Here is a 22,964-nt window from a genome sequence, read left to right as displayed (position 1 = left end):
GCTAGCCCCTCCTCGTTCTGATATAACCACCGGGTAATGCGGTGACCAATCCGAGCAATTCTAATTCTAATAATTGCGTCATGACATCATGAACTGGCATTTGGCTGCGCTCAGCTAAGACATCGACTGGTATCACTTCGCTGCCTACGGTAGCCAACAGTTCAGGAAATGGCAATTGTTCATTTTCTGTCTCGGGTAGAGCTTGGCTTAATTGGTGATTAATTGCGCATTCTGTTAGGGCGCCTACCTCCTCGAAAATATCTTGAGCACTTTCTACAAGTTTAGCACCCGATTTTATCAATGCATTACAACCTCGGCTGGCGGGATTATAAATAGAACCCGGTATAGCAAAGACCTCTCGGCCTTGCTCTAAAGCATAATTAGCCGTAATTAATGATCCACTTTTTTGAGCCGCTTCCACAACCAATACTCCAACAGATAAACCGCTAATAATCCGATTTCTACGTGGAAAAAATTGGGCTCGTGGTTTTTCTTGCGGCCAAAACTCAGAGACAAGAGCGCCCTGCTCAACAATACTTGCAGCTAACGATTTGTGACATGCGGGATAAATCTGCTCCAGCCCGGAACCTAAAACGGCAATGGTTGCCCCGCCATGACGTAGGGCTCCTTGATGAGCTTGACTATCGATGCCCAAGGCTAAGCCACTGGTTACCACATAATTTTGCGCCACAATATTTGCAGCAAAGTCAGCGGCAATTTCTCGACCATCAATACTGGCTGAGCGACTACCAATAATGGCAATTTGAGGCTGGGCTAAGAAAGAAGGATCACCTTTAACAAATAACAAAGGAGGTGCTGAGCTGATCTCCTTTAATAAAGGTGGATACAAGGGCGAAACTAAAGGAATAATGTGACAATGGGGACGCTGCTGCCAATTTAGCGCCAAATCTATTTTCTTATTGTCGGGATGCTTAATGGCGGCAACCTGCTTTAGCGTCAACCCGATACTTCGCAGTTCAGACTCATCCATTGCCATAATTTGCTCTGGCATTGCGTGTTGTAATAAACGACTGATACGGTGGCCACCGAGTCCAGGAACAGCCACCAATTTCAGCCAAGCATGGATATCGTCCATTATTAATATGTTGGCGGTAATGCCACAACTCCTGCTTTAAATGGTTCAAAACTCTTTGTTACTACAGCTAAACTAAAATACTCATAGGGACGTAAGACCATAACCTCACCCACCTCAATGTGCTTCAACTGTTGTTCAGCACCGGAGAATCGACTGTCGTGATAAGCGTATTCCCCTTTTGGACCAGAAATATCAGCCCCATCACGATACAATTTAAACACCTGCCCCGGCTCAAAGTTATCTAGATGACCACGATCGAGTATTATCACTTGTTTTGACGCCATATATTGCTGACCCGAAATAGAACCAACTACCTGAGCTTGAAGCTGACTTGGGGCCACGGTTGGAGCAAAAGACATATTTAAACTACGAGTATCAATTGGAGCAGGAAGCACTAAATCATTTTGATGAATCTCTTGTCGTAATTGCGTCAGTCTTAGCAAACTGCGTTCTTTATCAATGGCTTTAACACGGGCTTTGGCTACCTCTTGAAGAGCCATCACTTGATGTTTAGTCCCTTCTCCTTCACGAGAGAATGTTTCATTAATGCGATAAATCCACCATTCACTGCCACCATCAAGAATGCTATCAACCCAAATCGTATCACCAGGAGCCATATAACTGCGGCCATCACTTGACCCTATCACTCGGGCTACATTTTCTAAGCTTTGGGCAGAAAGTAACTTGTCTTCAGCTAAATAAGGAAACATTAAACTGTCATGTAAGGTGGTAATGGGTGAACTTGCAATGCGCATTTTAGGCGTCAATTTCACTTGAGCTTTACCCCTATCCAAAACTAATTGGGGCTGGCCTTTCACCCAACGTAAGCGTAATCGGTCACCTGGATAAATTAAATGCGGATTTTTAATATAGCTATTGGCGTGCCATAACTTTGGCCATAACCAAGGATTATCAAGAAAATACGATGAAATATCCCACAACGTATCACCTTTTTTAACGATATAAGTTTGTGGCGCATCTTTTCTCACTATAGGTAAGTAGTCAGCCCAAACCAACGGTACCCATAATGCTAAACCCACTAACCCTAACCACCGCTTCATGCCATTACTTCCTTGTTTACGCGTAAGATTTCCCCAAAGAGAAAGGGTCGCATTGACATTAAGATCTGTCTATTACTCACGCTATAACATCCATAACCTTTTCGGCAAACATCACTGTTTATTTTGGTTATTGCAAAAAAACAGCATCAAGTTAGCGATGAATACCGCACCCTAAAATACTGGGCCTCAAGATACCCTTTTTATCTAGACTGTTATTTAAACCCTAAAATGACTAGAATTAGGACAATCGAATTTACTGATATCACCCAGTTGATAAGTTGAGTCGCTATGTCTTTATTACCCGTATTAACGTTTCCTGACGATCGCTTGCGAACAATCGCGCAACCAGTAGACAAGGTTGATGCTGAAATCCAACAGATCGTTGATGATATGTTAGAGACCATGTATCACGAAGAAGGCGTGGGATTAGCTGCGACTCAAGTGAATATTCACCGACGTATTGTGGTGATCGATACCTCATCGACCCGAGATCAACCTATGGTCTTAATCAATCCTGAAATTACTGCCACAAGTGGTGATGATGGTATTGAAGAAGGATGTTTATCGGTCCCTGGCTCTCGTGCTTATATTCCACGAGCTGCCGAGGTATCGGTTACAGCGCTGGATAGAGACGGCCAAAGCTACCGTTTTGAAGCCGATGGATTACTGGCTATTTGTGTCCAACATGAACTGGATCATCTAAATGGTAAGCTTTTTGTTGATTATCTATCGCCGTTAAAACGTCAACGTATTAAACAAAAGTTAGAAAAGCTCCAACGTTCTAACCAAAAACAACATTAATTAGAGGTTACCTTGAGCAAGCCATTACGTATTGTATTTGCTGGTACTCCTGACTTCGCCGCCCGTCATTTGGCGGCGTTGTTATCTTCAGAACACGAAGTTATTGCAGTATACACTCAGCCCGATCGCCCAGCTGGCCGTGGTAAAAAATTGACCGCAAGCCCAGTAAAACACATTGCTCTTGAGCACGATATTCCGGTTTATCAGCCAGCGTCTCTACGCAATGAAGAAGCGCAACAAGAGCTTGCAGCTTTAAATGCTGATCTGATGGTTGTGGTTGCTTATGGTCTATTACTACCAAAAGAAGTGTTAGATACACCGAAACTGGGTTGTATTAACGTTCATGGCTCCATTCTGCCTCGTTGGCGTGGTGCTGCACCAATTCAACGTTCGATTTGGGCTGGCGATAGCGAGACTGGCGTAACGATTATGCAGATGGACGAAGGTTTAGATACCGGTGATATGCTGCAAATTGCGACGTTACCAATTGAAGCTAACGACACTAGTGCGACCATGTATGAAAAACTGGCAGAACTGGGTCCTGTAGCATTAGTTGACTGCCTAGCAGATATTGCGACAGGTAAAGCGGTTGCCACCAAACAAGATGATGAACAAGCAAACTACGCGAAAAAGCTAAGCAAAGAAGAAGCGAAAATTGATTGGACTATGGATGCTGTCGCCATTGAACGTTGTGTTCGAGCATTCAATCCTTGGCCAATGAGCTACTTTGAAGTAAGCGAACAAAATATCAAAGTATGGCGCAGTGAAGTGGTTGCAGAAGAGCACGGTAAACAGCCGGGCACCATTTTAAGTGCGGATAAGCACGGTATCGTTGTTGCAACAGGCCATGGCGCCTTACGCCTACTAGAGTTACAACCTCCAGGTAAGAAAGCGATGCAAGTACAAGACTTATTGAACTCTCGTCGTGAGTGGTTTGAAGTTGGTAGCGTACTGTAACCGCTTAAGTTTGTTCTTGTTACTATGATATAAGTGCAAACATTAATAGGCCCAACATCATTGGTTGGGCTTTAACTTTATTTTTCTTTATCACAGAAAAAGCGCATCAGAGATGGTGCACCAATAACAGGTATAGGTATGAATGTAAGAGCGGCAGCAGCCCAAGTCATTTACCAAGTGGTCGATCAAGGTCAATCACTCTCTACAGCACTTCCGGCTGCCCAGCAACAGATCAAAGAGCGCGATCAAGCGTTACTGCAAGAGATCTGCTACGGCGTCCTACGTTGGTTACCCCGTTTAGAATCCATCACCCAAAAACTGATGGATAAGCCACTAAAAGGCAAACAACGCGTATTCCATCACCTTATTTTGGTCGGTTTATATCAATTGGGTTATATGCGTATTCCAGCCCATGCAGCCGTTGCCGAAACGGTAAATGCCACCAAAAACCTGAAAAAACCTCAGTTACGTGGGCTGGTTAACGCTATTTTGCGTAACTATCAGCGTCAGCAGCAAGAGCTTGATGCCCAAGCGGTAAGCCACGATGCAGGCAAATATGGCCATCCAAGCTGGCTATTGAAACTACTAAAACAAGCTTACCCAAATGATGTAGATGCCATCTGCGCGGCTAACAATACCAAAGCACCGATGTGGCTACGAGTAAACCGCCAACACCATAACCGCGATGAATATCGTAAGTTACTTGATGCTGAAGGTATCGCAACGGAACTGCACCCACAAGCGGGAGATGCGCTACGCCTATTAAGCCCTTGTGATGTGTATAAGCTGCCAGGATTTGAGCAAGGTTGGGTATCAGTACAAGATGCAGCAGCACAATTAGCCATTGAGTACTTACAACCACAAGCTGGCGAATTGATCTTAGATTGTTGTGCCGCACCCGGTGGTAAAACGGCTCACATTTTAGAGCATGTTCCTTCAGCTCAAGTGGTTGCTATCGATTGTGATGAACATCGTCTAGCCCGAGTTCATGACAACTTACAACGTCTAAATTTACAAGCAAAAGTGCTGTGTGCCGATGCGCGTTATCCAGACAAATGGTGGGATGGTGATAAGTTCGATCGTATTCTTCTCGATGCTCCATGTTCTGCAACCGGCGTAATCCGCCGCCACCCAGATATTAAGTGGCTTCGTCGCGGCGAAGACATTGCAGCACTAGCTCAACTTCAGGCTGAAATTTTTGATGCGATGTGGTTGCAACTAAAATCCGGTGGTACTTTGGTGTATGCAACCTGCTCTATCACACCGCAAGAAAACCGTGATCAAGTTTCTGCATTCTTAGCGCGTACAGCAGATGCCACTCTTGTTGGTTCAGAAGCGACCAATCCGGGTCGTCAGATCCTACCTGGTGAAGAAAATATGGATGGCTTCTATTACGCGGTACTACAGAAAGCCTAACCAATTATCTCTTAATATAAGCGGAACTTACCTATCAAGTTCCGCTTTTTCGTTACTGTTTGCTTAATATCACTCTCAAGAATAGGATTGTGAAAAACTGGCACTCTGTATAAAAACCGAGCAGCAAACGGTGATTATTAATGTTAAGCATAGTAATCTATCGAGACTCTATTAATCAGGCATAAGCTATGAAAATCATTATTCTCGGAGCTGGACAGGTTGGCGGGACTCTCGCTGAAAACCTTGTCGGTGAGAACAACGACATAACTATCGTCGATAAAGACCCAGAGCGTCTGCGTGAATTGCAAGATAAATTCGATTTACGTGTAGTGCAGGGCTTTGCAAGTCATCCTAGAACATTACGCGAAGCAGGGGCACAAGATGCCGACATGTTAGTTGCCGTCACCAATTCAGACGAAACCAATATGATTGCCTGTCAGATCGCTTTCTCCCTGTTTAATACCCCAAATCGAGTTGCTCGTATTCGTTCTCCTGAATACATCAAAGAAAAAGAGCAACTGTTCCAATCAGACGCGGTTCCTGTTGACCATCTGATCGCCCCAGAAGAGTTAGTCACAGGCTATATTGAACGCCTGATTGAATACCCAGGTGCATTACAAGTGGTCGGTTTTGCCGAAGATAAAGTCGGTCTAGTTGCAGTGAAAGCCTATTATGGTGGTCCATTAGTTGGTAACGCCCTCTCTGCACTACGCGAACACATGCCTCATGTTGATACTCGTGTTGCTGCCATTTTCCGTCAGGGTCGCCCTATTCGCCCGCAAGGTACCACCATTATCGAAGCCGATGATGAAGTCTTTTTTGTTGCAGCAAGTAATCACATTCGTTCTGTTATGAGTGAATTGCAGCGACTAGAGAAACCATACAAACGCATTATGATTGTTGGTGGTGGTAATATTGGTGCCGGCCTTGCTCGTCGTCTAGAGCAAAGCTACAGTGTAAAACTGATTGAGCGTAATCCCGATCGCGCCGAAAATTTATCGGAAATACTGCAAAAAACCATCGTCTTTTGTGGTGATGCCTCGGATCAAGAACTGCTTAGTGAAGAACATATCGAACAAATTGATGTGTTTATTGCCGTTACTAACGATGATGAAGCCAATATCATGTCAGCCATGCTTGCAAAACGTATGGGTGCCAAGAAAGTTATGGTGCTTATCCAGCGTGGAGCCTATGTTGATTTAGTACAAGGTGGCACCATAGATATTGCAATCTCACCACAACAAGCAACCATCTCTGCACTACTAACCCATGTTCGTAAGGCTGATATTGTTAATGTCTCTTCTCTTCGTCGCGGTGCTGCAGAAGCTATTGAGGCTATTGCCCATGGTGATGCGAGTACCTCTAAAGTTGTTGGTCGAGCGGTAGGTGATATTAAATTGCCGCCAGGTACCACCATTGGTGCCATTGTTCGAGGCGAAGAAGTGCTCATCGCCCACGACAGAACGGTTATCGAACAAGATGATCACGTGGTTATGTTCTTAGTTGATAAGAAATACATCCCTGACGTTGAGCGTCTATTCCAACCAAGTCCATTCTTCTTGTAATTTATTATGGTCAATTTTCGTCCCATATTATTCGTACTGGGGTTAGTTTTATCTAAGCTAGCCCTATTTATGTACGTGCCCACATTAGTGGCATTTTTTACTGGTACCGAAGGGTTTATCGATTTTGCCACGGCGGTGATTATTACCCACACCGTTGCATTTTTATGTCTAACCTTTGGTCGAACAAAAGAATTTAAGCTCAGTGTGCGCGATATGTTTCTGCTTACCACCTTGGTGTGGACAGTCGCTAGCGCCTTTGCCGCTTTACCTTTTGTCTTTATAAATCACATCAGCTTTACCGATGCGTACTTTGAAACCATGTCGGGGATCACAACGACAGGTTCAACCGTATTAAGCGGTCTTGATGGAATGGCGCCAAGCATTTTGTTATGGCGTTCAACCCTGCAGTGGCTTGGTGGTGTTGGCTTTATCGTTATGGCAGTAGCCATTTTGCCAATGCTAAACGTAGGTGGTATGCGTCTGTTCCAAACAGAATCATCTGATTGGTCAGATAAAAGTGCCCCTCGAACCAAAAGCGTGGCCAAAAACATTGTGAATGTCTATTTGACCCTAACAGCGCTGTGCATTATTGGTTTTATCCTAGCAGGGATGAATACCTTTGATGCTATTAACCACGCCTTCACAACTTTATCGACTGGTGGATATTCTACAACCGATAAATCAATGAACGCCTTTTCTCACAGTGCCCACTGGGTTGCAACCGTCTTTATGTTCGCCGGCGGCTTGCCTTTCTTACTGTTTGTCCAAGCGTTAAAGAAAAAGAAAGCTCGTTTACTGTTTGGTGATGCGCAGGTTAAGGGTTATACCGTTTTGGTTCTAGTATCAAGCGCCATTGTTGCTGCTTGGTTAGTGGTTAAAATGAACTATCAGGTACTGGATGCGATTCGAGTTTCAACCTTTAATATTGTTTCGGTTGTCACGACCACAGGTTTTGGTTTGGATGATTTCACCGCTTGGGGCCCACTGCCAAGCATCATCTTCGGCTTTATTATGCTAGCCGGGGCTTGTTCAGGATCAACGTCAGGGGGTATGAAAATCTTCCGTTTTCAAATCGCCTTTGCGTTGCTGAAAAAACAGATGATGCAGTTAATCCACCCATCAGGGGTTTTTGTTCAGCGCTACAATCAACGCCCTGTTACCGAAAGCGTCGTCAGCTCAGTGGTGGCATTTGCCCTTACTTATATCTTAACCATAGTATTTGTTGCCGCAGTATTAGGTTTAATGGGTCTTGATCCGATCACCAGTATTACCGGTGCCGTTACCGCTGTTGCTAACGTTGGTCCTGGTATGGGTACCGTGATTGGCCCTACAGGTAACTTTGCAGGCCTACCGGATGCTGCCAAATGGGTATTGAGCTTTGGTATGTTAATGGGCCGTCTTGAGATCCTCACCGTATTAGTGGTGTTCTCCCCAGCCTTTTGGCGTGACTAAACAGACAGTAATAGTAACCATCCAAAGAGAGCGATTAAGCTCTCTTTTTTTATCGATAAAAAGGCACAAAATCCTAATTACTTGTTTAAAATAAGCATAATCTCGATATAAACCATGTAGTAGATAAAATAACTAATGTTATGTTTTTACAAGAAAATTAAATTTAACCAATAGCAATTCATTAAAATTGAACTGCATATTTACCAATCATTAACTTAGCAAAAATTGATACAAAGTTGACGAATAACAGAACCTAAAAATAGACTAACACTATAACCAGCGACAAACGCAAAACCACTTAATTACTTGTTATTAAAAATAAAAACCACAATTCACATCAAAAATTACACCATAAATCCCACCACTATTATTAGCCTATTGTTGATATTTGCATATTCAGCTTACTTTTTTCGTGAGTAGGCAGTGTGAATAAAGCGTGTTATTACTAATTACAACGATATAAAACACGATTCAATTAGTATCAGTTTTAATTAATAAATGAAGGATTATGATCATGACAAGTGCCAATCGAACTAATACTTGGCTACCACAAAACCGAGCTCATACTCAGGCTTGGATCCAAAGTCTTAAATCTCGTACCGATTTCAATGCTGAACTTGTTGCTCCGATTGCGGAATTTAAACAACTCGTGGCAACCAACCCAGTTTTAGCATCACTTGCTCAAGAAATGTTTACCGAAGCAAAAAGTCATAAAGATCTTACACCGCTAAATGGTATGGCTGTGAGTGACTTTAATGAGTTTTTGGTTTTGCTTAATCAAATTATGACGCAAGCACCAGAGTACACTGAGTACTTTGATCCAAAAGAAGGGGCTCTAGAACCTTATGGCTTAATTGGCTTTCCTATCAACGCTTTGCTCGATTGGCCAATGGCAACTGATGCCGGTAATATCTTTTTTGCAAATGAATTAGTTAACCAACAATTGAAGAAAATTCTTAGCTACTGGAGTCAGTATCTTTCTAGTCCTGAGTCTCGTTCTGTATTGATCAACGATTACCCAGATCGTGTTCCTCAAGTTGCGGGTTGGTTAAGTGCAGATGCAAAAAGAAAGATTATCGAGGTTGCATGTCAAGCTGACCCTCTAGATTCAGAAAAACGTAATCAAGAGTTTGCAGACTTCTTTAATTGCGATCCTAGCGATACCTATTATGGTTTTGCTTCTTGGGATGATTTCTTTACTCGTACTTTCAAGCCGGGTGTTCGTCCAGTAGCGCAAGGGGATGATGTTATTGCTAATGCCTGTGAGTCAGCACCATTACAAGTTGTCAAAAATGTTGATAAGTCCGCTCAGTTTTGGCTAAAAGGTCAACCTTATTCTCTAGAGAATATGATGGGCTTTGATCCTCTTGCAGAGCAATTTGTTGGCGGTACGATTTATCAAGCCTTTTTAAGTGCTCTTAGTTATCACCGCTGGAATAGTCCAGTCAGTGGTACGGTGAAAAAAGCTTATATGCTAAACGGCTCTTATTATTTAGGTAACCGTTATCAAGGCTTCTGTAATCCAGAAGGTGCTGATGACAGCGCACCAAATAACTCTCAGCCTTTTTTAACTGCAGTTGCCACTCGTGCCGTAATCTTTATTGAATCAGACAATCCAAAGATTGGTTTAATGTGTTTTATTGCTGTGGGTATGGCAGAAGTTTCTTCTTGTGATATTACCGTACTAGAAGGCCAGCACATTAATAAAGGGGATGAGTTAGGTATGTTCCACTTTGGTGGTTCAACTCACTGTCTAATCTTCCGTCCAGAAGTTGAGTTGGAATTTGATTTCCATAACACTACACCTGGTTTAGATGCAACTAACATCCCAGTATGTAGCCGTATCGCAACGGTTAAAAATCAATAATGATTTAGACAACAAAAAGGACGGTGATACCGTCCTTTTTGTTATTAATTATATGGGCTTAACATAAAAATAGATGGCACAAAAATGGCAAATTGAACCGCCTAATACAAATAGATGCCAAATTGCGTGGTTATAGGGAATTCGTTTATTAACATAAAACACCACCCCAATTGAGTAGATCAATCCCCCTAATGCCAGTAGAACTAATCCCCCCGTCGACAATGCCATAGCTAACTGATAAATCGCAATTAACGATAACCACCCCATTGTCAGATAAGTAATAAGGGAGAGTTTTTTAAAGCGATAGACAAATACAATCTTGGCCGCTATCCCCATCAAAGCTAATAACCAGATAATGACCATTAACGTGATCGCTAATGGTGTACGTAGGGAAATCAATAAAAATGGGGTATAGGTTCCTGCAATCAAAAGAAAAATCGCGCAGTGATCGAAAGTCTTAAGTGCTCGCTTAGCCCGTTCAAAAGGAATGGCATGGTAAAGTGTTGAAGCAAGATAAAGCAGAATCATACTGCCACCGTAGATACTCAAACTGACAATACTAAGAGCATCTGCTTTTGCATTCACGGCTTGCACTAATAGCAACACTAACCCAACAATGCCAAAAATCATGCCTAAACCATGACTCACACTATTGGCAATTTCTTCTTTTACCGAATATCCAGCCGCAAGTTGGGGCTTTTTGTCCATGTTAGCAACCTTCTACAAATAACGTTATATCGCTGATGGCATCAGTATGGCATAAGTTAGCTTACACGTGTAAGCTGAAATTCCGTATTTTTTGTAACAAACAAAAAAGCGGATAATAACCAACAGGTTACTATCCGCTTTTTCAATGAACCAGCTTGTTTTAATTTATTTAACTAATGCTAAGGATGCCTGATAAGCCTTGTCTGAATCTTTCTCTAAGATGCCATCAACAATTTGTTGGTGCAGTTCTAACTTTAAGATTTGCTCGCGAGTCACTACTCGGAAATACTTCTCAAATACCGCTTTAAATAAGTTACCAAACGGGCTGATAAAATGGTTCCCAGAAGCAAAATAAATCAGCTGATGAAAACGAGTATCCACTTCAATCCAACGCTCTTGATTAAAATCATCGCCTAATGCGTGCATCTCCAGCATCAATTGATGTAACTCTTGGCGCTCATCATCACTGGCATTAATCGCGGCAAGTGCCGCTGCTTGTGGTTCTAACGTTTGACGCACTTTTTGGAATTCAGCAATAATTTCAGAGTGCTTATCGAAACTTAGCCACGCCAACAAATCCTGATCCAGGTAGTTCCAGTTTTTCTTTGGCATCACACGAGTGCCGATACGAGGGCGAGGTAATACTAAGCCTTTTGCCGCCAACATTTTAATCGCTTCACGTACCGCAGTACGGCTTACACCATACATCTCACCCAGCTCCACTTCGCCAGGTAAAATATCACCCGGAGCGGTTTCGCCTTCTAAAATTCGGCGACCAATCGCTTCTGCCAGCTTATAAGATAAGTTGCGATTCGCAATAATACGCTGTTGTTGATCCATAGCTCCTCTCCCAAGGCACAGTTATAATTGTAGTTCTAAGTAAGCCCATTATACGGAATAACGAGTCTCCAATGGCTATGGGCTGAATTCACATCGTTGTGATATTACACCACAAAGCAAGCAATGAATTGTCACCAAAGCTTAAAATTCATGGTAATCGCATGGCTTTTTCGCCATTTGTTCGTTCATTCTCCGCAAGCAATAAAACAGCGGTTAATTTTTGCTCGACTTTTAGTATAACCGTTGTTATCCTTAGCGGCGAAAAGTTAACCACATCAGAATCCACTCTTTGGTTAGGGATAGAACCAAAATGGAATCGTCCCTTGTGTATTCTGATCTCTTGTTTTTGCACGGACGCGCGTGATGAAAGGTAAATTACCATGCGCCCAGCTTCATTTGCTCGCTTTGCCCCTCGTAGTCCATCTCGTTTTCGTACGACATCCCACGCACCACGATTCCAAGCGAAAACAAAAACAGCACAAGTTCATACTTTGCCAAACCAAGAGACTACAGTAGAAACACATACTACAACTGAAGATCCTAAAGCGGCTTAAATCAATCGCTTGACCCCATATTCATAGAATTGAGCAGTTTTACCTCTGCTCAATTTTTTCTGATTTCTGCATAATGCTGTTTGTCTCTCTCCTCGCTTTAGTATAAGTTACCCACACTAAAACTATGACAATAGAATCCTATCGCGATTCATCAGCCTAAATTGTGGAGTCCATCATGAAAACTCACCGCGTAAACGAATTGATTGAGCTATTACACCCTGAATGGCAAAAAGATCCTGATCTAAATCTGGTTGAATTCTTACTGAAACTGGCTCAAGAAGCTCAGTATACGGGCAAGCTAGAAGATCTGACTGATGATGTACTGATTTATCATCTAAAAATGCGTAACAGCGAAAAAGATGCCATGATCCCAGGTCTTGCTAAAGATTGTGAAGACGATTTCAAAACCGCAATCTTACGCGCACGCGGCATCATTAAGTAAAATCCTATCGGTAGCAGGTGATAACGCTCACTATTGCCTGCTCTCTTTTCCTCTCAGTAAATCCCCACAACTCTCACAAAATCACGTTTTTCTCCCCCTTTTCGCCACCAACTAAAATATAATCATTCAGTAACATTTTGATTACAGATATTTGGTGTATTTGGTCTACCAGAAAAGGATTTTAGGTTATGGCCTCAAGCAAAATTTATGTTCGCGCAATAACAGGCTACTACCAAAAGTTAAGGCAAAAAATCACATGGGTACTGATGCTATTATTTATTGCCCTACCTTGGCTTAACTATCAGCAGCGACAAGCCATTTTATTTGATATTGAGCACCAACAATTTCACCTTTTTAGCACCACATTATGGCCGCAAGATTTCACCATCTTGGCCCTTATTTTTATTATTGCGGCCTTTGCTCTGTTTTTTATTACCACGTTTCTGGGTCGAGTATGGTGTGGCTACCTCTGCCCACAGACAGTATGGAGCGCCCTATTTCAATGGTGGGAAGAAAAACTAGAAGGTCCGGCAAATAAACGCCGCGCTCAAGATAACAAACGTTATAGTTCATCCCTTTGGCTTAAAAAAACGGTTAAACACTGCATTTGGTTACTGATCGCGTTTTTTACTGCGGTCAGCTTTGTTGGTTATTTTGTCCCGGTCCGCCAACTTATTAGCCAAAGCATCACCTTTAATCTTTCTAATGGGCCACTTTTTTGGATCGTTTTTTTTACCCTTTGTACTTACTTAAACGCAGGTTGGTTACGTGCAACAGTCTGCCTTCACATGTGTCCTTATGCTCGTTTTCAATCGGCCATGTTTGATAAAGACACCTATATCGTTGCATACCACAATGACAGAGCCGAACCCCGCGGGCCTCGTTCGCGCAAACAAGATCCAAAACAGTTAGGACTAGGGGACTGCATTGATTGCAACCTCTGCGTTCAAGTCTGTCCAACTGGCATTGATATCCGAGATGGCCTGCAATACGAGTGTATAAACTGCGGAGCCTGCATTGATGCTTGTGATAACACCATGGCTAAAATGGGTTACCCCAAACGCTTAATTAGCTACACCACAGAACATCAACTTACCGGGAAAAAATCCAACATCTTGCGGCCAAAACTGCTCGCTTATGGTGGTGTTCTCTGTGCTATGACTGTCGCTTTTCTTTTCTCGCTCAATACCATTAAACCAATGGAATTTGATGTGTTACGTGACCGAAATCAGCTTTTTCGAGAAACGAATCTCGGCCAAATTGCCAATACCTATACCTTAAAAGTGAGTAACAAAAGTCAGCACATTGCCCAATATCAATTAACGGTCGATAGCCAAACACCGCTGGCTTGGCAGGGAAAGCGCACTGTCATTTTACAACCGCAAGAAATTGCCAATATTCCAATCACTCTCACCGTTGAGCCCAAACAGATAACCCAGTCGCTGTGGCCTATTACTTTTAAAATAGCGACAGAAAATCAACAAACCAGCACAGTAGAAAGCCGATTTATCGCCAAACTCAACTAACTTACGTTACACTTGAGCCACATAGGTGGTAGGAATCAAAAAATGTCAGCAGAAAACCGTTTTAGTTTTGCTCAACTCACTCCCGATCATTTGCTCTCTGCATTAGAAAGCATTGGCGTATATGCCGAATCTGGCTTATTGGCTCTAAACAGTTATGAAAACCGGGTGTACCAGTTTAAAGCTGAAGATGGTGCACGTTATGTTGCCAAATTTTACCGCCCAGAACGTTGGAGCCAAGAGCAAATTCTCGAAGAGCACCAATTTACCCAACAGTTAGCGGATCATGAAATTCCCGTTGTTGCGCCCACCAATATCAACGGCTCAACCCTTCATCAGTGGCAACAGTACCGTTTTGCGTTATTTCCAAGTGTTGGCGGTCGCCAGTTTGAAGTGGATAATTTTGATCAATTAGAGTGGGTAGGACGTTTTCTTGGTCGTATTCATCAGATCGGTCAACAACAAACCTTTTCGGCCCGACCAACCCTCAGTTTTGCAGAATATGTTGAGCAACCAAAAGCCATATTAGAACAAAGTGACTTTATTCCAGATTATTTAAAGTCGGTATTTTTTGCCGATCTTGAGCAATTAATCATTCAACTTCGCCAATTTTGGCATACTGATTGGCAAGCTATTCGTCTACATGGCGATTGTCACCCGGGCAATATTTTATGGCGAGATGGGCCAATGTTTGTCGATCTTGATGATGCTCGTAATGGCCCGGCGGTACAAGATTTGTGGATGCTATTAAATGGCGAACGCCAAGATCAAATCGCTCAGCTCGATACTTTGCTAGAAGCCTACAGCGAATTTGCCGACTTTGATCAATGTCAGTTGCAACTTATCGAGCCTTTACGCGGTCTTAGAATGGTACATTATATGGCCTGGTTAGCAAAACGTTGGCAAGATCCTGCGTTTCCACGTGCATTCCCATGGTTTGCTGAGGCAAAATATTGGGAAGGACAAATCCTAGCCTTTAAAGAGCAAATTGCCGCATTACATGAAGCACCACTACAATTAATGCCACAATGGTAATGCGATAAACAAAAAATCATAGGTGTAGTGTTGTGCTATACCAAACCAGCTATTGAGTTAGCACACAAGATTATCAGGGAGCTACAATGATCAAAAAACTACTCACATTAGCCAGTGCGGCACTGCTATCACTGTCTGTTCATGCGGCAAAATTTACTGAAGGCGACTACTACAAGGTATTGGATCGCCCAGAGTCAACAACGCCTATGGTGACAGAGTTCTTCTCATTTTACTGCCCACACTGTAATAGCTTTGAACCTATGATGCAGGCGCTGAAAAAAACTTTACCTGAAAACGCAACCTTCCAAAAAGAGCACGTCTCTTTCATGGGCGGTCCAATGGGTAAAGTATTGAGTAAAGCCTACGCAACGGCAGTAGTATTGGATGTACAAGATAAACTGACTCCAGTGCTATTTAATCGTATTCATGAAATGCGTAAGCCTCCTCGTAATGAAGCTGAAGTACGCCAAATTTTCATTGATGAAGGGGTAAAACCAGCAGACTTTGACGGTGCTTATAACAGCTTTGCGGTAAATTCTATGGTTAGCCGTTTTGATAAAGATTTTGAGGATAGCGGCTTAACAGGTGTTCCTGCAGTTATCGTCAACAACAAGTATCTGGTTGAGGCGGGCAAAATCACCTCAGCACAAGAGTACTTTGACTTGGTGAACTTCCTACTGAAGAAGTAATACCCATCTCTAATGTTCAAGGCCGCGACTCTCTCGCGGCCTTTTGCTATCTAACTAAATCATATCGCTTGAGCCGTTAATTGCTTCAATAATCGATCCATTGCTCGATATCCTAACGCTTCAGCTAAATGCGCTCGCTCTATCTGCTCACAATTACTTAAATCGGCAATGGTTCGTGCCACCTTAATAATGCGGTGGTACGCACGAATCGATAGCCCCAACTGATGCAGTGCATTTTCAAGAAACTCCGCATCTTCTCGAGCCAGAGCGCAATGTTTATCTAACTCCCGAGTAGAGAGTCGAGCATTCACTTTTCCTGCTCGCAGATCCATTAAGGTTCGCGCCTGATTAACTCGCGCTTTAATCACAGGAGTGCTCTCACCGCGCTCGCCACCTTGAGCTAAAGTACCTTTCGGCAGAGCAGGGATCTCAATCGACATATCAAACCTATCAAGCAGCGGGCCAGAGAGTTTACTGAGATAGCGCAAAATAACTTGAGGATTAGTTCGAGTTTGTGCGCCTTCATAAAATCCTGTTGGACTCGGATTTAGCGCTCCAATCAATTGAAAATTTGCTGGAAAGGTTGCTTTACTGGTTGCCCGAGAAATCACAATCTCTCCCGACTCTAAAGGTTCTCGTAATGAGTCCAAAACCTTACGCTCAAATTCGGGCATTTCATCTAAAAAAAGAATGCCGTTATGCGCCAAAGAGATCTCTCCAGGCCTTGGAATTGAACCCCCTCCAACTAAGGCAGCCATAGAACTTGAATGATGAGGTGCTCGTAGCGGTCGTTGTAACCAATTGCCTTGATGAATGCTCTGCTGAGTCAGCGAGGCAACAGCTGCAGTTTCTAACGCCTCATCATGGCTCATGGGAGGTAATAAATCACATAACCGAGAGGCTAACATGGTTTTTCCCGTTCCTGGCGGCCCAAGAAATAGAAGATTATGGCCACCAGCAGCTGCAATTTCCAATGCCCGCTTACCTTGCTGCTGACCAATAATATCTTGCATATCTCGCCCCTGAGTCAGATCTAACGAATCATCATCGGGTTTTGTTTGAAAGCGTAAAGATAAACTTTGCTGTCCTAATAGGTGAGCGCAAACTTGGATCAAATCAGGCGCTGACTTATGTTGTTTTTCGCCTACTAATGCCACTTGATCGCCATTACGATCAGGAACAATCAAGCACCTTTTCGCCTTTAATGCAGCAAGAGCAGCAGGCAATGCCCCCTTTACCGGACGCAATTGCCCCGATAAGGCCAACTCCCCTAAAAATTCATATTTATGCAGCGATTCTGCGGGTATTTGTCCTGAAGCCGCTAAAATTCCAAGCGCGATGGGTAAGTCAAATCGGCCCCCTTCTTTAGGCAAATCAGCGGGCGCTAAATTGACGGTAATTCGCCGAGAGGGAAACTCAAAATTGGCATTAAAAATGGCACTTCGAACCCGATCTTTGGCCTCTTTTACCGTTGTCTCAGGTAAACCCACCAGAGTAAAACTGGGCATTCCATTACTTAAATGAACTTCAACAGTGACTGCTGGAGCTTGTACCCCAACGCAAGCCCGACTATGCACAATGGCCAATGACATACACAGTTCTCTTTTATGACTCAAAACCGCTACTACAGCGGATGAAGCCAAGGCTCTGCATTTTTTTCGTTAAAAGTTGCATATTAGTTAACAAAAATAACGAAAACCTTCGAGCCGATTAACTATTCATTGTTAACTCAATTCCAAATTCAGTTTCTAACCTATTGAGAAGTTAGAGAATAAAATCGCACTCGTTAAGATTAGTTATGTAAGTTGTTAGCAATTTTCTTAAATAACGAGAAAAAAGATGAAAAAAATCACACTTTTTCCTTGTCGGGCGGCTTATTGATGTGATATCACTTAGTTAGTACAACAAATAAACAATAAAAACTGGACAGACAGTCAATGCTATTTACATCAAACCTACTCATTCTCATTAACGTCGTCATCGAGGTGATTATTTCACCGCGACGGGGAATGCTAGGCGTAAAATAGCAACAAACACAACAACGCAAAGCCCCCGCAAGATCTCTTACGGGGGCTTTTTTTTCAACACTATGGACAGAGTGACGTCGCATATTCACGGATAAGGAGCAGCGATGACAGGGGCCGAGTTAGTCGTAAAGGCACTACAACAACAGGGAATCACCACCGTTTTTGGCTATCCAGGTGGGGCGATCATGCCAATCTATGATGCTCTCTATGATGGCGGTGTTGAGCACATTCTGTGTCGCCATGAACAAGGGGCTGCCATGGCTGCAATTGGCATGGCCAGATCAACTCAACATGTCACAGTGTGCATGGCAACCTCAGGACCGGGAGCGACCAACTTAGTCACAGGTCTTGCAGATGCCTTTCTAGATTCCGTACCTCTGGTTGCCATTACCGGACAAGTTGCCAGCTCCCATATCGGTACTGATGCTTTTCAAGAAATGGATGTGATCGGCATGTCTTTAGCTTGCTGCAAACACAGCTATCTTGTTACTGATATTGATGAGCTTGCCAGTACTCTTGCTGAAGCCTTTGTGGTGGCAACATCAGGTCGTCCGGGCCCAGTATTGGTTGATATCGCTAAAGATGTACAACTGGCCGAAGTGCCCGATCCCACTACCTATCATTTTCAGCCACCAGCACCACCGATTGCGACCAATGAACAAATTGTGGCAGCACAGCAGTTATTATCTCAGGCACAAAGACCCGTTCTTTATGTGGGTGGTGGTGTCCAAATAGCTCATGCCACTCAAGTGGTTCGTCAGTTTCATCAGCATAACCCAATGCCTGCTGTGAGTACTTTAAAAGGACTCGGCACCATTGAGCGTCATCATCCGTACTATTTAGGCATGCTTGGGATGCACGGCACACGCGCTGCAAACTTAGTGGTGCAAGAATGCGACCTATTGTTGGTGGTAGGGGCTCGTTTCGATGATCGCGTCACAGGAAAGCTCGATACATTTGCCCCTCACGCCAAAGTTATTCATCTTGATATTGATGCAGCAGAAATTAATAAACTGCGCCAAGCTAATGTTGCATTACGAGGTGAAATCCAAGCGGTTCTCCCTCAATTAGAGCTGGGCTCAGATATTACCGAATGGCTTGAGCACTGCCAGCAATTACGGACTAAATTTAAATGGCGATATGACCATCCTGGTGAGCGTATTTATGCCCCAGCTCTGCTTAAGAACTTATCCGATAAGATGGCCGAGAATACTGTTATTGCAACCGATGTGGGCCAACACCAAATGTGGGCAGCACAACACATTCAACCAAGATCACCAGAAAACTTTTTATCATCAGCAGGCCTTGGCACCATGGGATTTGGACTTCCTGCTGCCATTGGAGCCCAAGTTGCAAGACCGCATGATGATGTGGTTCTCATTACAGGTGATGGCTCTTTTATGATGAACGTACAAGAGCTTGGCACCATTAAACGCAAGCAATTGCCAGTAAAAATAATTCTATTAAATAACCAACGTCTGGGCATGGTTAGACAGTGGCAATCTCTGTTCTTTGATGGCCGCTATAGTGAAACGATTTTAGATGATAACCCTGACTTCGTCGCATTAGCGAAAGCCTTTGCCATTGATGGACAAACCATTAGCCGTAAAGAAGACATAGAGGGCGCATTAGAGACTCTACTACAAAGCAAGGGACCTTATTTGCTGGAAGTAGTCATCTCAGAACAAGACAATGTTTGGCCCTTGGTTCCACCAGGCGCTGCTAACCAAGATATGCTGGAGAATACTTAACCATGGATAGATATGTATTAACCATTACTGCCGACGATAAACCCGTATTACTAGAGCGTGTTTTAAGAGTAATTCGTCACCGCGGTTTTATTATCAAAAAAGTCACGGCGACTCAAAATCAAACCAGTAAGGTCGCCAGCATTGAAATCATTGTCGACAGTATTCGACCGATTACGACGCTAATTCATCAAGTTGAAAAATTATGGGACATTCGCCACGTTGAAAGTGCGCTAATCACCACAAATGAACCTGCTCTCTAAACTGCAGGATGCTTATATTTTTAAGGAAGGAAAATACAGATGGCCAATACCGCAGATTATATTTGGTTTAATGGTGAAATGGTGGCTTGGGCAGATGCGAATGTTCACGTCCTCACCCATGCAATGCATTACGGTACGTCGGTTTTTGAAGGGATCCGCTGTTATAACACGCCGCAAGGTCCGGCGGTATTTCGTCATAGAGAGCACATGGAGCGTCTGAAAAATTCAGCAAAAATCTACCGTTTTCCCATTAACTACAGTGTTGATGAGCTGATGGAACACTGTCGAGCAACCCTACGCACTAATAAGCTAGAATCGGCCTACATACGTCCTCTCGCCTATGTGGGTAATGTCGGTCTTGGCGTTTGTCCTCCACCAAATACGGAGATGGAACTGATCATTGCCGCCTTCCCTTGGGGTGCTTACCTTGGAGATGAAGCGCTAGAAAATGGCGTCGATGCAATGATTTCCAGTTGGCACCGTGCAGCACCTAACACTATTCCAACCGCAGCTAAGGCTGGAGGAAACTATCTTTCATCATTATTGGTGGGTGGTGAGGCTCGTCGTCACGGTTATGCTGAAGGTATTGCGCTCAATGTAGAAGGCTATATTTCTGAAGGTGCGGGAGAAAACCTCTTTGTGGTGCGCAATGGCATCATCTCAACCCCACCAGCAACAGGTTCAATTCTGCCCGGTATTACCCGCGACACCATCATGACCTTAGCCAAAGAGTTAGGCTATGAGGTTAGGGAAGAAAACATTGCTCGTGAAGCGCTGTATTTAGCTGATGAAGTCTTTATGACAGGAACCGCGGCAGAAATTGTGCCTGTGCGCAGCGTTGATCAAATCACCGTCGGCGTTGGCAAACGAGGACCAGTCACTAAAGTCATGCAAGAGGCGTTTTTTGGCTTATTTAATGGCACCACAGAAGATAAGTGGGGCTGGCTTGATTATGTCAACGAGCAGTAAGAGACCCAATACGCTATAACTTATGAGCTATCACCCATAAGCTAGAAATTAATGTGCTGAGGGCAATCCCCCTCAGCTTTAGGACAGTTGTAACAAGGATGGAAACCTATGCCGACATATCGCTCAGCCACCACAACCCATGGCCGAAATATGGCTGGAGCCCGTGCACTTTGGCGTGCAACCGGGGTGAAGGATGAAGATTTTGGTAAGCCGATTATTGCCGTTGTGAACTCATTTACCCAGTTTGTACCCGGTCATGTACACCTTAAAGATTTGGGCCAATTGGTTGCAAAAGAGATTGAGCAAGCTGGAGGCATTGCAAAAGAGTTCAATACCATAGCAGTTGATGACGGTATAGCAATGGGTCATGGTGGTATGCTGTATTCTTTGCCATCAAGAGAGCTAATTGCCGATTCTGTTGAATATATGGTTAATGCTCACTGTGCCGATGCCATGGTTTGTATCTCTAACTGTGACAAAATCACCCCGGGAATGCTTATGGCTTCGCTGCGCCTTAATATTCCCGTTATTTTTGTCTCTGGTGGACCGATGGAAGCTGGAAAAACCCAACTGTCCGATCAAATTATCAAGTTGGATCTGGTTGATGCGATGATCCAAGGTGCAGATCCTAATGTATCTGATGCCCAAAGTGAGCAGATCGAACGATCCGCCTGCCCAACCTGCGGATCATGTTCTGGTATGTTTACCGCTAACTCCATGAACTGCTTAACAGAAGCTCTCGGACTAAGCCAACCAGGCAATGGCTCTCTCCTTGCAACACACAGCGATCGCAAACAACTCTTTCTTAACGCTGGTCGTCGTATTGTTGAACTAACAAAACGCTACTACGAACAAGATGATCCCCAAGCACTTCCTCGTAATATTGCCAATAAAGCCGCATTTGAAAATGCCATGGCCTTAGATATCGCCATGGGCGGCTCAACCAACACAGTGTTACATTTGTTAGCAGCTGCGCAAGAAGGTGAAGTCGATTTTACAATGAATGATATTGACCGCATGAGCCGTCAGGTGCCTCATCTCTGTAAAGTCGCCCCCTCAACCCAGCAATACCATATGGAAGATGTCCATCGTGCAGGTGGCGTCTATGGCATTTTAGGGGAATTAGATAGAGCAGGGTTGCTCAATAATCAATGCGTTAATGTGCTTGGCCAAACCGTAGCAGATAGCTTACGCCAATTTGATATCACACAGACTCAAGATCCGGCAATCATTGACTTTTATCGTGCAGGTCCTGCAGGGATCCGCACTACAGAGGCTTTCTCACAATCTTGTCGTTGGGATAAGGTCGATGATGACCGTCAATTTGGTTGTATTCGTCGCCAACAAGATGCTTACAGTCAAGATGGCGGCCTAGCTGTACTGTTTGGCAATATGGCTCTAGATGGCTGCATTGTTAAAACTGCGGGGGTAGATGAGTCTTGCTTAACATTCAGTGGACCTGCCATCGTCTTTGAAAGCCAAGAAAGTGCGGTGGAAGGCATTTTAGGAGGCGAAGTCAAAGCAGGGGATGTGGTTGTTATTCGCTATGAAGGCCCAAAAGGCGGTCCGGGTATGCAAGAGATGCTTTACCCAACCACTTATTTAAAATCTATGGGCCTTGGTAAATCTTGTGCGCTGATCACCGATGGGCGTTTCTCCGGTGGTACTAGCGGTTTATCTATTGGTCATGTTTCCCCAGAAGCAGCAAATGGCGGCACTATCGGTCTCATTGAAAATGGCGATAACATCAATATAGATATCCCCAACCGCACCATTGAGTTAAATGTTGATCCCTTGCAATTAGCTCAACGTCGCGAGCAAGCCGAACAGCGCGGTTGGAAACCTATCGATCGTCAACGCCAAGTCTCATTTGCTCTTAAAGCTTACGCCAATCTAGCGACCAGTGCCGATAAAGGCGCAGTGCGAGATAAATCAAAATTGGGAGAGTAGC

Annotated in this window: 20 protein-coding genes; 15 read left to right on the top strand and 5 right to left on the bottom strand. The window is 43.8% G+C overall.

The features are described from left to right. Window position 1 precedes the first annotated feature (1 nt). Together dprA and WAX86_RS00370 are read right to left on the bottom strand one after the other, a co-directional pair. On the bottom strand, window positions 2-1,096 hold the full coding sequence (dprA, locus tag WAX86_RS00375) for a DNA-processing protein DprA (protein WP_106142309.1): 1,095 nt from the start codon (window positions 1,094-1,096) through the stop codon (window positions 2-4). 2 nt (window positions 1,097-1,098) lie between these two features. Next, a complete protein-coding gene (locus WAX86_RS00370) occupies window positions 1,099-2,157 on the bottom strand; it encodes a LysM peptidoglycan-binding domain-containing protein (RefSeq protein ID WP_109375368.1) in 1,059 nt (352 codons plus the stop codon). Window positions 2,158-2,445: 288 nt separating this feature from the next. Here WAX86_RS00370 and def point away from each other — a divergent pair, with 288 nt between their 5' ends. From def to WAX86_RS00340, 6 genes are all read left to right on the top strand, one after another. Next, entirely contained in the window at window positions 2,446-2,958 is a 513-nt protein-coding gene (gene def, locus WAX86_RS00365; protein ID WP_068945797.1) for a peptide deformylase, read from the top strand. 12 nt (window positions 2,959-2,970) lie between these two features. Next, entirely contained in the window at window positions 2,971-3,915 is a 945-nt protein-coding gene (fmt, locus tag WAX86_RS00360; RefSeq protein WP_068945796.1) for a methionyl-tRNA formyltransferase, read from the top strand. 138 nt (window positions 3,916-4,053) lie between these two features. Next, a complete protein-coding gene (gene rsmB, locus WAX86_RS00355; protein ID WP_065171011.1) occupies window positions 4,054-5,331 on the top strand; it encodes a 16S rRNA (cytosine(967)-C(5))-methyltransferase RsmB in 1,278 nt (425 codons plus the stop codon). Between the two features lie 188 nt (window positions 5,332-5,519). Further along, entirely contained in the window at window positions 5,520-6,896 is a 1,377-nt protein-coding gene (gene trkA, locus WAX86_RS00350) for a Trk system potassium transporter TrkA (RefSeq protein WP_005302158.1), read from the top strand. Window positions 6,897-6,902: 6 nt separating this feature from the next. Continuing rightward, on the top strand, window positions 6,903-8,348 hold the full coding sequence (locus WAX86_RS00345) for a TrkH family potassium uptake protein (RefSeq protein WP_005302162.1): 1,446 nt from the start codon (window positions 6,903-6,905) through the stop codon (window positions 8,346-8,348). A gap of 514 nt (window positions 8,349-8,862) precedes the next feature. Continuing rightward, window positions 8,863-10,215: a phosphatidylserine decarboxylase family protein gene (locus WAX86_RS00340; RefSeq protein WP_109375370.1), complete on the top strand. Its 1,353-nt coding sequence runs from the start codon at window positions 8,863-8,865 to the stop codon at window positions 10,213-10,215. A gap of 48 nt (window positions 10,216-10,263) precedes the next feature. Here WAX86_RS00340 and WAX86_RS00335 read toward each other — a convergent pair whose 3' ends face one another. Together WAX86_RS00335 and WAX86_RS00330 are read right to left on the bottom strand one after the other, a co-directional pair. Continuing rightward, on the bottom strand, window positions 10,264-10,923 hold the full coding sequence (locus tag WAX86_RS00335; RefSeq protein WP_065171009.1) for a hemolysin III family protein: 660 nt from the start codon (window positions 10,921-10,923) through the stop codon (window positions 10,264-10,266). 165 nt (window positions 10,924-11,088) lie between these two features. Beyond that, complete coding sequence (locus tag WAX86_RS00330) at window positions 11,089-11,763, bottom strand: FadR/GntR family transcriptional regulator (RefSeq protein ID WP_065171008.1); 675 nt, start codon at window positions 11,761-11,763, stop codon at window positions 11,089-11,091. 380 nt (window positions 11,764-12,143) lie between these two features. Here WAX86_RS00330 and WAX86_RS00325 point away from each other — a divergent pair, with 380 nt between their 5' ends. The 5 genes from WAX86_RS00325 (at window position 12,144) to WAX86_RS00305 (ending at window position 16,006) form a co-directional block, all read left to right on the top strand. Beyond that, window positions 12,144-12,317, top strand: coding sequence for a hypothetical protein (locus WAX86_RS00325; protein WP_005302173.1), 174 nt, complete (start codon window positions 12,144-12,146; stop codon window positions 12,315-12,317). A 175-nt stretch (window positions 12,318-12,492) separates the two neighbouring features. Further along, entirely contained in the window at window positions 12,493-12,759 is a 267-nt protein-coding gene (locus WAX86_RS00320; RefSeq protein ID WP_005302176.1) for a YihD family protein, read from the top strand. A gap of 188 nt (window positions 12,760-12,947) precedes the next feature. After that, entirely contained in the window at window positions 12,948-14,285 is a 1,338-nt protein-coding gene (gene ccoG, locus WAX86_RS00315; RefSeq protein WP_138242679.1) for a cytochrome c oxidase accessory protein CcoG, read from the top strand. 42 nt (window positions 14,286-14,327) lie between these two features. After that, window positions 14,328-15,317, top strand: coding sequence for a serine/threonine protein kinase (locus tag WAX86_RS00310; protein WP_341488976.1), 990 nt, complete (start codon window positions 14,328-14,330; stop codon window positions 15,315-15,317). An 89-nt stretch (window positions 15,318-15,406) separates the two neighbouring features. Beyond that, complete coding sequence (locus WAX86_RS00305; RefSeq protein WP_370469096.1) at window positions 15,407-16,006, top strand: thiol:disulfide interchange protein DsbA/DsbL; 600 nt, start codon at window positions 15,407-15,409, stop codon at window positions 16,004-16,006. Window positions 16,007-16,065: 59 nt separating this feature from the next. Here the strand turns inward: WAX86_RS00305 and WAX86_RS00300 are convergent, their stop codons facing one another. Continuing rightward, on the bottom strand, window positions 16,066-17,598 hold the full coding sequence (locus WAX86_RS00300; protein ID WP_106223518.1) for a YifB family Mg chelatase-like AAA ATPase: 1,533 nt from the start codon (window positions 17,596-17,598) through the stop codon (window positions 16,066-16,068). A gap of 539 nt (window positions 17,599-18,137) precedes the next feature. Between WAX86_RS00300 and ilvG the strand changes: the two genes are divergently transcribed. From ilvG to ilvD, 4 genes are all read left to right on the top strand, one after another. Then, window positions 18,138-19,784 carry an acetolactate synthase 2 catalytic subunit gene (gene ilvG, locus WAX86_RS00295; RefSeq protein ID WP_341488975.1) on the top strand — a complete coding sequence of 549 codons (1,647 nt, stop codon included), beginning with the start codon at window positions 18,138-18,140 and terminating at the stop codon, window positions 19,782-19,784. A 2-nt stretch (window positions 19,785-19,786) separates the two neighbouring features. Continuing rightward, window positions 19,787-20,044 (top strand): acetolactate synthase 2 small subunit, encoded by a 258-nt coding sequence (ilvM, locus tag WAX86_RS00290; RefSeq protein WP_036764608.1) that lies wholly within the window; start codon window positions 19,787-19,789, stop codon window positions 20,042-20,044. A gap of 39 nt (window positions 20,045-20,083) precedes the next feature. Continuing rightward, entirely contained in the window at window positions 20,084-21,013 is a 930-nt protein-coding gene (locus WAX86_RS00285) for a branched-chain amino acid transaminase (RefSeq protein WP_065171002.1), read from the top strand. Window positions 21,014-21,121: 108 nt separating this feature from the next. Beyond that, the gene (ilvD, locus tag WAX86_RS00280) at window positions 21,122-22,963 is read left to right on the top strand and encodes a dihydroxy-acid dehydratase (protein WP_068968449.1); all 1,842 of its coding nucleotides are present in this window, start codon (window positions 21,122-21,124) and stop codon (window positions 22,961-22,963) included. The last annotated feature ends 1 nt before the right edge of the window (window position 22,964 follow it).

The organism is Photobacterium damselae subsp. damselae (assembly GCF_038086725.1).
GTDB classification, from domain to species: domain Bacteria; phylum Pseudomonadota; class Gammaproteobacteria; order Enterobacterales; family Vibrionaceae; genus Photobacterium; species Photobacterium damselae.
The sequence above is the reverse complement of the archived record's forward strand: the minus strand, read 5'-3'. Positions and strand labels throughout refer to the sequence as shown.